The 16,541-nt window shown below is 35.6% G+C and carries 6 protein-coding genes; 1 reads left to right on the top strand and 5 read right to left on the bottom strand.

Features of this window, described 5'->3' with window-relative positions:
- Positions 1 to 11 precede the first annotated feature (11 nt).
- From BC008_RS25805 to BC008_RS25785, 5 genes are all read right to left on the bottom strand, one after another.
- Complete coding sequence (locus BC008_RS25805; protein ID WP_058184023.1) at positions 12 to 4,673, bottom strand: SAV_2336 N-terminal domain-related protein; 4,662 nt, start codon at positions 4,671 to 4,673, stop codon at positions 12 to 14.
- A gap of 110 nt (positions 4,674 to 4,783) precedes the next feature.
- Positions 4,784 to 5,986 (bottom strand): AAA family ATPase, encoded by a 1,203-nt coding sequence (locus BC008_RS25800; protein WP_235595939.1) that lies wholly within the window; start codon positions 5,984 to 5,986, stop codon positions 4,784 to 4,786.
- Positions 5,987 to 5,993: 7 nt separating this feature from the next.
- A complete protein-coding gene (locus tag BC008_RS25795; RefSeq protein WP_027843103.1) occupies positions 5,994 to 8,114 on the bottom strand; it encodes a VMAP-C domain-containing protein in 2,121 nt (706 codons plus the stop codon).
- 156 nt (positions 8,115 to 8,270) lie between these two features.
- Positions 8,271 to 11,813, bottom strand: coding sequence for a caspase family protein (locus BC008_RS25790; protein WP_027843102.1), 3,543 nt, complete (start codon positions 11,811 to 11,813; stop codon positions 8,271 to 8,273).
- 431 nt (positions 11,814 to 12,244) lie between these two features.
- Positions 12,245 to 15,022 carry a PAS domain S-box protein gene (locus BC008_RS25785; protein WP_082650637.1) on the bottom strand — a complete coding sequence of 926 codons (2,778 nt, stop codon included), beginning with the start codon at positions 15,020 to 15,022 and terminating at the stop codon, positions 12,245 to 12,247.
- 301 nt (positions 15,023 to 15,323) lie between these two features.
- Between BC008_RS25785 and BC008_RS25780 the strand changes: the two genes are divergently transcribed.
- A complete protein-coding gene (locus BC008_RS25780; RefSeq protein ID WP_027843100.1) occupies positions 15,324 to 16,253 on the top strand; it encodes a cobalamin-binding protein in 930 nt (309 codons plus the stop codon).
- Positions 16,254 to 16,541 lie beyond the last annotated feature (288 nt).

The following is a 16,541-nucleotide window of genomic DNA, read 5'->3' as shown; positions in this document are numbered from 1 at the left end:
AGTGAAAAGGGCTATGGAAGAGCCCTGAAGGAAACAACGCAAACAACCCGAAAACCGTAGCTGCCATCCCTGTTGACGGGATTGTTCCTGACGCGAAGAGTAGAACGGCAGATAAGAGGATTATTGAGCCAAGAACTACCGCGCAGCACTCGATCATTATTTTTAGTATTTATATTATTTGCATTATGCAACGAACTCCCATCAAATGGGGCATTTTCATAACTATTGTGCCATTCATCATAACACCATTCCCAGACATTTCCGTGCATATCATATAGGCAAAAAGGGTTTGGCGGAAATGTTCCTACTGGAGTTGTTTTCTCTGTGTACTCTCCCTGGGGTTCTTCGGCAAAGGTATTTTGGACGTCATAATTGGCTAACTCATGGGTAATAGTTTCGCCAAAATGGAAGGGCGTTGTTGTTCCGGCACGACAAGCATATTCCCATTCTGCTTCACTGGGAAGACGATATTGTTTCCCTGTGTGATTTGACAATCGCTTGCAGAATTCGACTGCATCGAACCAGTCAACTTGTTCTACTGGTAGCATATCACCTTTGAACTCAGATGGATCGAGTTTTAATTCTTTTTCTACTTGAGGTAAATTAGCAACGGCTTTCCATTGTGCTTGGGTGACTGGATACTTACCCATAAAGAAAGCTGGAACTGTTACTTCATGCTGGGGTTGTTCCCATCTGAAATATTCCTCATAATCAGGAAATTTTTCAATCAGTCTTTCGACTTCTTCATCTGCTGTCCCCATCATGAATTTACCACCGGGGATGTAAACCATATCCAAGGTGATGTTGTCAGGAATGTTCTCAGTGAAATATTGGGCAGTTTTGGTTTCTCGGTTGATGATTTCACCGCAACTGTTGACGGTTACGGTCTCAAAGCTTATGTCAGATAATAATACTAGTGTATTTTCCTCTTTTTCAGGTGTAGGTAAAGGTCGGACTGTAGTAAATCTGATGTCCTCAATGTACCAATCGTCAAATCTAAATGCATTACCTTTGGGTCTGATTTCACGATTTTGCATGCGATTCATTAAATGCTCAAGACTACTTTGCCCCCTGCTTATTGTATTTCTTGATACATTATGAGGAGCATCAAGTTTACCTTGAGTTAGCAATCTCCCATCGAATTCTCCTTCACATACAATTAATTTAACAATGTCTTGGTACTCAGTAATTCCTTGTTCCCAATAATCGTCTGGTATTTCGAGTAACAATTCTTCGCCATCAAGAGCATAAGCTTCTTGTTGTGCTTCAAGCTTGATGCAACCTGATTCAAAAAATGGGGCGCTAATCGAGTAACTATCTGAAATGCATACCAAAGTACAGTAAAGTGTCTTATTGGTTGTATTGGTAAGTTTAAGTTTAAATTCAGGTGGTTGCAATTTTTCATCCTGATATTTATATGAAAAATGCATGTCTCTTGATGGGGATAAAACCTCACCATCTTTGTTGATGACTTCCATCTTCACGTCACCAGCTTTAATTTCATTTGTCTGAATATTTGAGAGTTGAGAAATTATTATCCATCGGGAAATATGTTCCAAGCGTTTAATTATTTTAATCGCATTATTTTTTGTGTAGCCTTGAATTGGTTTAACTATGGGTAAACTATTGCCAGTTCGAGTGATAATATATTCTTCGTTATGAGCTAATACCTTAAGTTCTGCTCTATTGTTACCCCTAATTTCTCGAACATATAGCGAAGGTTTGAAATTATATGTAATAATTGGCAATGCTTCTCTTAATAGTTGTACTCCTTCTAAATCACCCACAAAACTTACAGCTTTTGGTGGTAAAGGCAAACTAGTGATAACAGCTTTAAAGGTTTGTTGCAGATCGAAATTCATATCGCTGCTAATTTCGATTTTACTTAACTGCGGTAAAACTTCGGTAACCTTCGCTTCTCCGATTTTATTCGATAATTTTCGTAAATCTTGCCTTTGGGCTTCAATGGGGAAAAGAGCCAAATGCATGGTTTCCTCACCATTTGGATGAGGTATACCGTGTATTGCACCACCATCGATCACCCAACCATATACCTTGTGATATGACACAGTACAATAAGAATAGCGAGAGCCAATTGCACCGCTCAAAAATAATTGGTCTAAATCTTCTGCAATAGTTGCTTCTAACTGTGGAGATTGATTTCTGATTTTACTCCTTACCAAAGCATTAGTTCGTTGAAATAAGTCTCGATAAGTTAGATTTCCTTGGGTTTGCTTAAGAGTTTCTGTCAAAAAGTAAGAAAAAGCTCCTCGCGATATGCCATCATCTGTTCTGTATTCTTTGGCGGTTTCCGATTTTTGACAAGATGCAAATAAAATATGTCGTCCTGTGGGTAAATCAAAATTTTGTTTACCTGATGTAGTTAAGTTGAGGATTTCTTCGGGTGAAAAAATAAAGCTATCTAAAGGACGAGTACGCTCATCGTTTGAAAATGATTCACGGACTGCAGTTTGCTGTGATGGGTTTCTAGTTCTTGAACCCGAATGAGAGCAATCTAAAATCAAGATAATGTGAGGATTTTTTTGTGCGATTTCTGAAATTAACTTGTCTAATTCCTTATCTGCTAAATCCCAACCTCCTTCAAGATGACTGTCATAACAAACTAGGGTGTTATTCAATTTGTCTGGTTCAAAATCCCAGAATTCTGGTGGTGCTAGCTCTTGGGAACCATGACCGGCATAATAAAATAAAGCAACATCATTACTTTCAGCTTGACACAAATGCTGGCGAAAACTATCAATGATTGCTTGACGGGTTGCTTCCCGATCTTTGAGAGTTTTTAAATGTAATTGAACTTCTGCTTTTATCTGTGATCGCAAATATTCTTCGAGTGCTGCTACATCGTTGACACAACTCTTGAGACGAAAAGTAGGATTTGGGTAGTTATCAATTCCTACTAATACAGCATAAATGTTCCTAACCTTCTTAGACATTGAGGTAGAATCGGTTGACGCTACTTCAAATATCTGATCGTCCCACCCTTGTTCCATTTCCTCTGCAAACCGAACATAATCTCCTCCTAAGCGTTTTAAAACTTTTGCGCTCAGTAATGCAAAAGGTTTTATTTCCTCTCTATTTTCCTCATCGACCTGTTGTGGTTTCCTGAGTAAAGCATTAAATTCAAGAAGGGTTTTATCAAGTTTCTTGGCGAAATACTTGGAAATGACCTCAATAATTTCTAAAGAATCGCTAATGGGAGCAGCATCAAGAAAATTATTCCTGACATCTTCGCTGATAAACTCAAATTCTATTTCGTCTGGATTTGTTTCTGATGTGATTTCGTTTTTTTCTGTTTTACTTTCTTGTTTCCGCTTAATTATTCCACCCAAAAAAACTTCTGCAACGTGGACTTGTTGAGATTGTGGAAACATTTGCGCTTGAATTATTCGCACAATTGGTAAGTTAATGATAGGTGCAGCAGATAACAAACTGGCTAATTTTCGTGCAATCCGGGAAGCTGTTCGACGGAAATTAGAGGTGATTTCCTCTGTTGTTTCTGGTTCTTCTATTTCTGGTCTTGAAGAATCTTCGTCAGGTAATGTAAAAGAGGTAAAGTCTTCTAGGTTAGGAGAAAAAACAAATCCCGTGACATAAGCTTCACCTCTCCCCCCAATCATTTTGCTCCAAGTTTTTGCAGAATCTTCTTCTAGGGTGAATATGGGAATTTTGGTTCCCATTCTAAAGTCGATATCATCCCAGAGTAATATTTTTTTAATTAATAAATCTTGGTTAGGTATTCTAGGATTTAAGCTCGAAAACTGTACTTTTGCTCCTAAACTCAGTCCAGTTCTTTGCCATAGCCATTGAGGTAACATCTGTATAATCGCCACAGGATGTTTTTGTGCCCAAATTTTGAGCATCTCAAAAGCTTTACCATTATGCCAAATATCGGCAACGCAATCACTTGCAATCAAAAACAAACGCTTACCACTAGGGTCAATCAGGGAGCGGGGTTGACAATGACGATATGTGCTAGCTTTTGTACCCATCCCGCGTCTGAGATATATCTCTTCCTTGGTTCCCATTCTCCAAACTTGTACATCTCGAAAAGCACCTTGTACTTTGAGGAGTTTATGTAACTGTTGGATAGTTTTGCGCCAAAAAATCATGGTGTTGCTTTCATCTACCACCAATATCAAATCAAATGCTGGTTCTTGAACTGGTTGAAAAACAGGAATGGAAATGCGCTCGTCAGCAATTCTTTTAGTAGTAGCTTCTTCGTCTAAAATTATCTCTGTCTGTGAATCAATTCTTTGGATTAAAGGACGTAAAGCTCTTGCTAATTTTAGCGGTTGACGTAAGCCCGGTGCATCGGGGACTTTTATCTCAAGGGTGTCACCAGAAGTAGAACTGGAACTGGAACCAGAGGGGTTGGATTTAGCAATAACTTCTGCTTGTGATTGTGTTGGTTGAGTAACGACAGGAGTAGTTGAGGTATCGGTTTTTTCTGAGGTTTGTTTTGTTCTATCTTTTGCTTCTGCTAATTTGTCAAGTTCTTCTGTTGTTGGATTGGCGTTAGAATTTTTTTTAATGGTTATTTTACTTTGCTGGGCTAACCATAAGATATCTGCAATTTCTACACTGGTTAATTTTAGTTGCTGCTGTAGGGTTGCGATAAGTTTTTCAAACTTTGATGATGCTTCATTGCTCATTGTTTAGACCCTTCCCCCAATCTCTTTGACAATATTACATTCAGTTCAAGCTGTTAATTTTTTAATTGCGATTGGTTGGGTCGTCTCTGCAAAGAAACAAAGACAAACCACTATAATTCCTCACTAATAGACAAACTCTTGAATAACAAATCCTTTAAGCCATTTTTATCTAAAGCTTCAAGGCTAATATGATTTGTAAGTAAATGTATAGCATTTAACAATTGATCCGGCGAGCGCTCGCCTTCTTTTTCTTCAAAATACTCAATTAGCTTAGAGATTTCGACTTCAGTCTTTTTAAATTCTTCTTCCCCAAAATGGGCTTTGACAATACTTTTGAGGGCTTCTCCTTGAGGATCTGGCATTCTTACTCGCAAACACCGTCGTAAAAAAGCAGGTGGAAATTCCCGTTCTCCATTACTGGTCATCACCACAATTGGGAATTCTGCACACAGTACTTTCCCTCGCCGAATGGTAGCTTTTATTTCTCCATCTGAGGTAAAAACTTTTTCAGTGTTAGTTTCTTTTTCAGTATCTTTGACTCTACGGACTAACTCCGGAATTTTAAATGCACCTTCTTCAAAAATATGCAATAAGTCGTTAGGTAAATTAATATCGCTTTTATCAATTTCATCAATTAATAAAACTCTAGGAAATTTTGAAGGTAAAAAAGCAGTTCCCAGAGCACCTAAAGTAATATAGTTGCCGATAGATTGTTCTCGATGATTTTTTTCTAGATCCTGTAAACGACCATTTTTTTCTGCATCTTGTAACCGACCAATGGCATCATAACGATAAAGTCCATCTTGTAAAGTCGAACGTGCAGTAATAGACCAAGCGAGAACGGGACCTAAATTCAATTCATAAGCGATCGCATAAGCTAAGGAAGTTTTTCCCGAACCAGGATTTCCTGTCACCAAAACAGGTCTACGCAAATATAATGCAGCATTTACAGCATTAAGAACTTCTCGAGCAGCATCGGTGATTTCTTCTCCATCAAGACTTGCTTGATCCACATAAATGCGGTAATTTTGACCTCTTTTTCGTCCTCGCGTATTTTCTTCCGATTCAGCTAGTTCTTGAATATCATCCCAGCGTTGGTTAATTTCTTTTTGTTCCTCTTTGTTAATTTTGTGGAATTTTCTCCAAGGAGGAGGAGCGGGGAAATTTCGATTTAACAGGTCGTTTTTTCCTTCACATATGTTTGTGTCTTGTATATTACATAAATGATAATGGCGCTTCCCATCACCATAAAATAATTGCCAGTCTTCCTTTTCTTTATCTTGTTTATCTTCCATGACTTGATGACTTTTCATTTAAAAATTACAAGAATGATTTTAAAAGCTTACTTTTTTTTATTCGATTGAGATTGTCGCACAAAAAGCCGAGATGATAACCTAATTTATCTTCCTGATTGTCTTCATCATCATAAGCATCTTGACGAATCTTACACATTTGAAAAATAAAATTTGCAAAATTATTTTCTAAATATTTTTTGGTTAAGTAAATGTCGATATCATCTAAATTAATATTATCTTTGCGATGATATCTTGTCCAAAAAACAAGAGGTATTCCTCCACTCAAAATAGTTCTCCAAAAATATTCTTGTTCTTTTTCTTTGACTGGAAAATGAGACATTAATTTAACACCTATTTTTCTCTTTAACTTTAAATGTTTAGCTAGCTTTCTGTAATTTTTATCGATTTTCTGGATTGTTTCCACATGTGTAATAATTGAATTTATATCAGCGTCACTTCTTAAAATATCTTCAAATATTAACCAAACTTCTTTAAAACTGGAATAAGAATTATTACCTGTAAAACGCTCTAGAGGATAAAAGATTATCTTGTATTCTTGGACGATAGCAATTTCATCTTTAAAATCATCTTTTATACGCCACTCGTTATCTAAATTTTTTCCTAAATATTTATATGGTAAAAATATTTCTATAGTTGGTTTCACCATTTCTTCTCTAAAACTACTCATAAAATTATTAATAATTTTATCTAGAACTGAGGGGATTTCTTTCTCCGAACATATAAAACCCTTATCGGCTTTATAATTATTACTTTCTCGGTCTTGAAAATCAAAAGGCTGGGGTTGAAGATTTTGATTATCGTCTAAAACATATTCTGCTTCTAGACGAAATTTAGATCCTTCGGGAGAGACGAATATCGATAAAAAAGTTTGTTGCTCTAATGTCGATTTAGATTCAATTTTAGGGTTTACATCTACTTTGATACTTAATTTTGATGATACCTCTTCAACCCAACGCTGTATTATTTGATATCCTTCACTATTTTCTAAAAATTTACTAGCTAGATTTTTAGCGAACTCTAAAATACTCGGAATATCTTTATAAATATTTTCTTCGTGTAATGAATATGGGTATTGTTCGCATAAAATATCTATAATATCATTTATCTCTAGCGGATTATTCAGGTCACTGTTATCTACAATTGCGTCCTTTGGTAAAGTTTCTCTATAAGCAGTGAGAACCGATCTCCAAATATTATCTTGATTTATACCGTTGATAATATTTATAAAGTTATTTAAATCAGCTTTTTTGACAGGATATGAATAAATCCTAAATATTTTATTGTTTGGAAAAGCACCGCATAATATTTTTATAAAATCTTCTATTTTACCTTTATAATCTAATTGCTTCAGTAAACTTAAAATTGCTTGTTTATAATTAATATATAAAACAGGTATATTTTCTTGCGAATTTTTATCCCCTTTAATAGCAACTATACCCTCTCTAAAACCTGTCAAAAATATTTCTTGATTATTATCAATTCCATTCTGTAACCCACGATAAAAACCTCCCGCAAATTTAATTGCGACTTCGTCGTTTATAACTTGGGTCATACCAATAGCATAGTCAATATGCTCGCTAACTTGCTTTGCTGCTTCCTCTGAAGAACAAGCATTAAAGATAACACACTTACATTTACTTCTGTATTGAAAATATGATTTTAATTTTTCCGGTGTTATTTCTTCGCTACTCAATATAACCCCATTATTACCATGACCCAAAAAATGACATATCTGATACTCTCTACTTAATGTTGCGTCATGGAATTCTTGAGTTTCTTTTACTACTACTTTATCTTTATTTATATCGAATATGATGGAATTATTACTCTTTATTGAATACATAATCTCATTATATTCATTTTTGTAATTTATAAAATTAGTATTATATGCCTCTAAAATTAATAATTTAACTTTTTCATTTTCATTTTCTGAATTGTTTTGATTATATTTATTCAATGTGCATAAAGAATCATCATCCAGTAAGTTAGAACTATCAATCTTTAAAATTAATTTTTCGTTTAAATCTTCATTTTGATTTAAAATTTCCTCTAATTGCTCTGAGCATGGATAAACTTTATATATTGCCTCACATAGTAAATTAAGTTCTTTCTCTGTCAGTTCCATAAACTCTAAAACTTGATAATAAAAGCTCAATAACTACACTTAGATAATTTTTGTATTTAGTTACAAATCATACATAAATTATATGATTAATCTTCCAATAATCAAAGATCGCAAAAAATAGCGACATCATGAGCAGATGTCGCTAATACAGAAAAGTTACAAATCCTCACATAGTGCTTGTACTAACGCAAGTAAACCAGCTTCACTAGTGAAATAAGTAAGATGGTCGCAAGCAATCGGAGATATAATCCTAGGCTGAGGGTTTCTCTGTGTACTAATACTTGTCATACTTTCCAAGCTCACAGCAATATCATTTGGTTGATTGAAAAACGCCATATTTACAACATTATCTACAGCAGAACCAAACAATTTCCGCATTAGTCGCTGTATTTTACTGGAGTTTTTTCCAGGTTCGACTTGCAATGCTTCGGGACGAATTGAGCGATCGCCAGCAATGATTGTATACTGAACATTGGGGTCGTTATTTTGGGCGATGCTTTGCATAAAATCGCTTTGATATTTCATTTGGTCTAAAGCATCATCATTAGCTTCCAAAAATGCCAGCAATCCACTAATAATATTTATAGGCCAAGCAACACTAGAAAGTTGATTTAAACCTATACCAAGAGCAGTAAAAACCCAATCTTGAATTTGCGACCAGGGGGAACCAGCATTAGGTGTACCCAACATTACCAAATGTTGGACAAATTCATTTCCACCTTCTTGCTCGATAAAAGCACGAGATACTAAACCACCCATTGAATGAGCAACAATATGTAATTGCTTACCGTGATTTGCAGTTAAACCAACTTCTTCTAATCTTTGTTTGAGATCTTTAGCGCTTTGCTGAATTTTCGTCTTTATACTTTCGTATTCAAAAGCCAGGATTAAATCATATTTACCCTTTTCCTTGAGACTTTCTCCTATAAACTCTGCTGTCAATTGTACGCTGGGGAGTAAAGTTTCTGTATCACCGGTAATACCGTGAATATAAAGTAAAATCTTATTGGCTGAGGCTACTTTTTCGCGAATTTCTTTGCTGTTAACGTTATACGTTACCCGTCCAGTGTCAGAGATGTTTGCAATTCTTAAAAGTGGATAGGAGAACTTAGCACCTAATCCTTTACCCGCACTTTCGTAGATAATTTTTTGGAAAAGTATTTTAATTGAACCTTGCAAACTGCGACTATCGGTTATTGGTTCGGGTAAACGCTCGATACTAATTTCTGTTTTACCATTTACTGTCTTAGCTTTACCCAAAGGTAAGAAAAATTCTCCATCATAAGCAACGGGTAAGATATGTTCTCCAGATAATGACCGTCGTTCTACTATTAATTTGATGGGATTTTCTGGTGTAACGCTTTCGCGATTTTTCAGATCGACGATTTCTAAGACACTCAAATTTCCACCACCACCACGAGTCATATTAAAGTTATATGGCTCAGGTAATCTCCTTCCATCTCGTAGAACAGTAGTTTGGTCCTGCAAAAAAATCGGTGGGATGACATTACTATTAGGGTCGCGACTAATTGGAGGTAAAGGATTAATACTAAATTTACCTTTGAAACTGGAATGTCCTTGTAAATTTACCCCAGTAAGTAACCTAGTAGGTTCAGATTCTTTGATTTCTACTCCACCAGGTGGTTTGATCAAAGTAACTTTGACTTCTTGAGTCATCCAGTTATTAATGTACTCGTCTACTACCTCTCTTGTTTTGCGGGTATAAACTCTATCCATCAATCTGTTAAGAGTACCTGATAAACCAACAGAACGTTTTGTTGGAGGAGGAATATCTAATTCTCGCTGTTCGAGTAAACTTGCATCAAAATCTCTAGTACTAACAATTAATTTATAAATGTCATCAAACTTCCTGATTCCATTCCTTAAATAATTATCAGGAATGAAAAATTCTAATTCTTTTCCTTCTCTACAACTTTCACCTCGATCTGGCTTTTTTGGTAAGAAGATACTACCTCTTTCATTAAAAAATTTAGTCACCTGTATTTCATAATCTTCTGCTAATTCCAATACCTGGAAATAAACGTCTTTGTCACAATGATTTGTAACCTTAATTTTTATCCTTGGTTCCTTGAATTTATTATTTTCAAAGGTATACTCTGCGGATAAAGCAGATAAACGGGATATCCCATCTTTTGAAGAATCTTCTTCACTCCTAGAAGTAAGGATAACTTTCATCTCCACATCACCAGGTTTAATCTGACTAGTAGGTGGAGTTTTCAATTCCAAAATATTTTTCCAACGCGCGATATGCTCCAAACGTTTTATTATTTGCTTTGCGCGTTGTTGAGTATATCCTTGCTTATCTGGTATTTCCGGAATAGGTGCTACTAGTGGTTTGTGATCGCTTGGTTGCGTAATCCAGTATTGACCTTTATCAGCTTCTAAATAATAATCTGCATTCTCCTCTAAATCTGCTGTTGCTACAAACTTATTTTCACTTTTTTCAAATTCTTTAATAACTATACTTTTACCAGCTTCATCCCCTGTAAAAAATACCTTCAAATTTGGTAAGGGGATATCGCTAATTACCCCCCAATAAGCTTGTTCCTGAGGTAAATTGATTTCCTCGTTATTCTCATCAAACAGTACCACTTTGCTAGCTTCAGTCATTACTTGGGTAACTTCAGCATTACAAATTGCTTTATCAATTTCTTGTAAGTCTTCTAACTTAGTTCCTTGAGAAAAAATGGCTAGGGAAGTCTTTCCTTCTGATTCAGGACGAATACCATGTAAAATTCCACCATTAATCACCCAACTGTGATGCTCTTCTTGGTTATAAGTCAAAGTAAAATAATTTATAGGTTCGCCAGCTGCACCTCCCAAGAAAGCTTCTCTTAAATCCTCTGCTGCTCCTTCTATCTGTGGTGACTGATCTTCAACTTTACCAGTTATCAAGGCATTAATATCTTGGACTAAATTTGCATAGGATAAACCACCATTAGTACGTTGTAAAGCTTCCGTTAAAAAGTAAGAAAAAGCACCACGACTTTGACCATTTGTACCTGCATGCTCTTTCGCTTTTTGAAAATCGCGACAAGCAGAAATTGCTATATGTCTGGGACGCTGATAATCTCTGCGGACCCGCTTATTAACCCATTCTTCGGGGAAAATAAAATCTTTTAAATCTCTTACTTTTGCATTAGGATTTGCTTGACGTTCCACAACCTCTGGATCTCTAGTTGCAGTACCAGAGTGACAAGAATCTAAAATAACTAGAATATGGGGATCTTTTTTTGCAACTTTCTCAATTAAATAGTTTAATTCCTTGTCTGCTAAATCTTGAATTTTGTTATTATCATTATCGTAAGTACGGCTGTCATAGCAAACAAAAGTTTCAAGATTGCCATCTTGTTCTACACTACTAAAAACATCTGGTGCAGGTTCTTGAGAGCCATGACCAGAATAATAAAATAATACGACATCGTCACTATCAGCATTGCATAAATGCTTTTCAAAACCATCAATAATCGCCTGACGTGTTGCTAAACTATCGGTTAGTTTCCAAGGAACTTCTGGATTTTCAACTAGTTTCCATTTTCCATTCTCAGTAGCAATCCTGTTACGTAAATATTTTTCTACTGTTTCAATATCATTGATACAACCATATAAATTACCAGCATCTGGTACTTTACTGTAATCATTTATTCCAACAAGTAAGGCGTAGATCTTTTTAGCCATTTCACTTTTCCTTGCTTAGTGATGAAATTTTCGATTCTGAATTAGGAAGTCAACTTCTAATTTCTGGAGAAATTATACAAGTTTCACATCAGTATAAGTTTGAAAAATAGTATTTCCTTAAAGAGAGGATAGTAAAAAAGTAATTCCATAAACTTGAACTATCGCAATAAACATAAGCAAGACAAAGTTCATAGTCTCAGAAAGCTGTAAAGCTGAAAGTTGTTATTCAGTTTATATAAACCTTAATTAAATAAGTTTAAATGTAATGGAGTTATGCAGTTTAGTGATTTTATTTTCCATTTATAAATACTTTCTAAGCACTATCTAGTTATGCAGTTAAGAAATTTTCTTTGCGTCATAAATTGCGTGCAAATGAATTTTTTTCAATGCAGCGCATATCTATTTCCCATATTTCCATCGACTAACACTAACTACGATGAACTCAAATAACGCATCAAAATTGATTCTAACTGCACCGTTCTAATTGGCTTACTCAAATAGCCAATTGTACCTGCTTCTTGGGCTTCTTCTAAAAGCTTCATTTTCGCTTGATCGCTTTGCAGACTTTCTGGATATTCCTTCGAGCCTCCCATCGGTGTCATAATTATGACAGGTAAATCTTGCAAACTTTTATGCTGGCGTAATTGAAGGAATATATCCCAACCACTATAATTTCCTTCCAACTCTGTGTTTAACAAAATTAAATCCGGTAGATAATTTCTGATTTGCACCAAACAATCTTCTACCGGATCGAATTGTTCTACTCGATAACCAAAGGTTTGCAGATAATCTTGTAATAAATTTGCAGTATGCACTTCATCTTCCATTAATGCTATACGCTTAGTTCTCGCACTGAATAATGAATTAGCAGAAATATTATCAATCCGATCTTCTTCCAAGTCATTTTGCAAAATTGCTCCCCACTCATCTTTAACGTTTCTATCTGGTAAAAACAAAGTGAAACTGCTACCTTTACCAACCTTTGACTTTAGGCTGATTTCCCCTCCGTGTAACTGGATTAGCTTGCGTGTGAGTGCTAATCCCAAACCCGTACCATCGTAATGACGATTCAGACGACTATCTAACTGTTTAAAAGGCTCAAATAAAGATTTGAATTGACTCGAATCTATTCCAATCCCTGTATCAGAAACAATGAAATTTATCCCATGACTAATTTTCTTAACTGTAAGTGAAATTTTCCCCTTTTGTGTAAACTTAACAGCATTGGTGAGCAAATTAAGTAACATTTGTTTCATCCTACGTTCGTCAGCAATGCAGATTCTGGCTTGGGGATCTATATCTACAATTAATTCCAAACTTTTTTCTTGAGCACGCTCGCTGACTGTGGCGATAACCACTTGACACAAGTCTTGAATGACTAAAGGTGCAAGTAATAATTCTTCTCGACCCGCTTCAACTTTGGATAAATCTAAAATATCGTTAATCAATGCTAGCAAATGTTCTCCACTTGTATATATACAAGTTACATATTGTTTTTGTTTATCGTTAAGCTCGCCAACAATATTTTGCAGTAATAATTGTGACAAACCCATAATTGCATTTAAAGGTGTACGTAGCTCGTGGCTCATAGTAGCCAAAAATTCACTTTTTGCTCTACTACCTGCTTCTGCAGCTTCCTTACTATGTCTTAATTTTAATTCGGTGTGTTTGCGTTCAGTAATATCTTCAATAATTGCTAAGAATAACTTTGATTCTGCATCTGTGCTTGGAAGTAAAGACACGCTCAACAAAGTCCAAACTATCCGTCCATCTCGACGTACAAAACGTCTTTCCATTTCGAAGCGATCGCATATTCCTGCAATTAATTGTTGATAAAGTTCCAGATCGCTTTTTAATTCATCTGGCGAAATATAATCAGTAAAACGTTTGCCATACATTTGGTCGTGGGAATATCCCAACATCAAACATAAAGCAGGATTCGCATCAACTATTCTGGTACTCATATCAATGAGTCCAATACCAATGGAAGAACGTTCAAAAATTGCTCGTAATTTTCCTTCAGAACGTCTTAACGCTTTTTCTGTTGTCGCGCGATCGCTAGCTTCAATAGCTAAAGAAACAAAATCAGCAATTGAAGCAGCAAAATTTTCTTCTTCTAAAGTCCAATATCGTATCTTATCTACATGTTCGTAGGATACAACTCCTACCAAACGTCCCCATAACCAAATTTGTGCGTGGAGTATTGAATAGATATTATGCAACTGCAAATAAGACGATTTTAACTCTACTGTTTTAGGGTCGTTTGCAGCATCAGCAAGATTAATAGTTCTTTCTGTAGCTAAGGCTTGAAAATAAGTGGGGTAATTTCTTCGTTCTAAGACTCTACCGCAGGAATGATAATTTTTAGTCAGTTCATATAAATTTACACATTCCAGTTTTAAATTATCTTGGTCGTACAACCAGACACTGATTCGTTCTACTTCTAAAGTTTTTGCAGCAGCTTCTGTAATTTCCCTAAGAGCAACATTTAAATTTCCTTGTTGTAACAAAGTTTTACTTTTAGCAAGTTGTACTAATGTTTGGCTTTGTTTGCGTAGTGAATTTTCACGTCTTTGTAGGTCAGCTTCTGCTTGCTTGTTGACCGTATTCGATGTATTTGTAGATACTTTTTTTTGGCTTTGTAAATCTGGTTTGGTATTACCGATTAATTTTTGTTCCAAGTTAATTTTTTGCTGGCGACTGACCCCCTTTAATACACTTCGTCGCAAGATTTTGGGTGTAAGCTCACTCCAATCCAAGTAATCTTGTACCCCCAGCTGCAAAACTTGTAAAATAGCTCGTTCTTCCTTCGCTTCACCTACCACTATCACTGCTAGATGGGGAAATTGAGAAAAGATTTGGGAGATAATTTCTAAATTTTCTTGTGTGGGTATAAAATTTTCCCATAAAAAAAGATCAGGTTGTTTTGATATCGAAAAAGTTAATTGAAAAAAATCTAAAACAGCCTGTGGGTTTTCATATGAACTTACATTAAACTGGAATTGAGAGGCAAATTCACTGTTAAAGGCTTCTGATTGGAGTAATTTAGCTAAATGACTATGATTATTGTGGTGAATCTCCTGCTGTTTCTCCAATGTTTCCCCGAGCAGTGAAATTTCAGGACAAACATCGTCACTGCGGTCCTTATCCTGCTCAACTTCTTGCGATTTGTTAAATAACAAAAGAACTTCGAACGATTCACCTATCATGAAAACCACCAATAGAGCCACCTGATGAGAAAGATGGCATCATCTAAAACATTCACAAATTATCTACCTATAATTTCAGCAGACAAATTTTGTACATCCAGAGTTCCAGAAAATGAATATATAAAGGGACAATACAAAGGTAAAAAATAAAGAAACAGCGTAACTAACTTAATTGTTCGCATCCGATATTTTACTTGATTTTCTTGTTTTATTTTTTATAGCTTCAACCACGGAAGGATAACCTATTCCCCAGAATTTTGCCACAATTAAAATTGAACAAATAAAAAAAGGTGGTCGACCAATGGAAGACAGCAACTTCAGAATCATCTCCCTCATTCCCAGTGCAACCGAGATTCTAGCTGCATTAGGTCTGACAAGCAAAATTGTAGGGCGTTCCCATGAGTGTGATTATCCACCAGAAATTATTGATCGCCCAATTTGTACTTCTGCTCGTTTAAATACTGACGCTAGTAGTAGTGAAATTCACAGTGATGTGAATAATTTACTACGATCGGCACTTAGCATTTATGAAGTTAAGACAGATGTTATCAAAAAATTAAAACCAACACATATTGTGACTCAGGATCAATGCGATGTTTGTGCTGTCAGTCTTTCTGAAGTAGAGAAAGTACTTACTCAACTCGCTCAAAATTCCGTTGAAGTTATCTCGTTACAACCCAAAGTGCTCAAAGATGTGTGGACTGACATTGAGCGAGTGGGAAGTGTTTTCGATGTGGACTCGCGACAATTACTAGAAAATTTGGAAGCTAGAGTCAAAATCGTTGCGAATAAAACTCAAGGAATCAGTCCTAGTAAGTTACTACCAACAGTTGCTTGTATTGAATGGACAGACCCATTAATGATCGCAGCCAATTGGATCCCGGAGTTAGTTACTATCGCTGGAGGAAAACCCTTATTTGCTAAAACTGGTAAATCTTCTGGAAAAATAAATTGGGAGAATATTTTGGAAACTAACCCCGATGTAATTGTATTTATGCCTTGTGGTTTCGATTTGAATCGTACCCATAAAGAAGCTGAGTTACTAACTAAAATGCCTACATGGAAAGAATTACATGCCGTTAAAAGTGGCAGAGTATACATTACCGACGGGAATTCTTATTTTAACCGTCCTGGACCAAGATTGGTAGAATCATTGGAGATATTGGCAGAAATCATACATCCTGAAGTTTTTCAATATGGTTACAAAAATCAAGCTTGGAAGGAGTTTTGATGAGAAATAAATTATTTGCGATCGCAAATTAGGATATACAGAAAGTTTTCACCTTAGGGTCTCCATCTCATGGGATGGGAAAGACCAAAATTCACATGACGATAAATAAAACCTAATTATAGGAATTAACTAAATTGCTACAAAATCTTTTATTAACCGAAAACAAGCTTTTGTATTATTGGCTTGCTTTCTTTGGAATTATTCTTAGTCGATATTTTATTATTGCCGGAGGAATATACCTACTCTTTTACTCCCTAATAGATAAGTTCTCCGAAACGCGGAAATTAT

The sequence above is a fragment of the Mastigocoleus testarum BC008 genome, from assembly GCF_001456025.1.
Lineage (GTDB): Bacteria > Cyanobacteriota > Cyanobacteriia > Cyanobacteriales > Nostocaceae > Mastigocoleus > Mastigocoleus testarum.
This window is presented reverse-complemented; position numbering and strand designations above follow the sequence as displayed.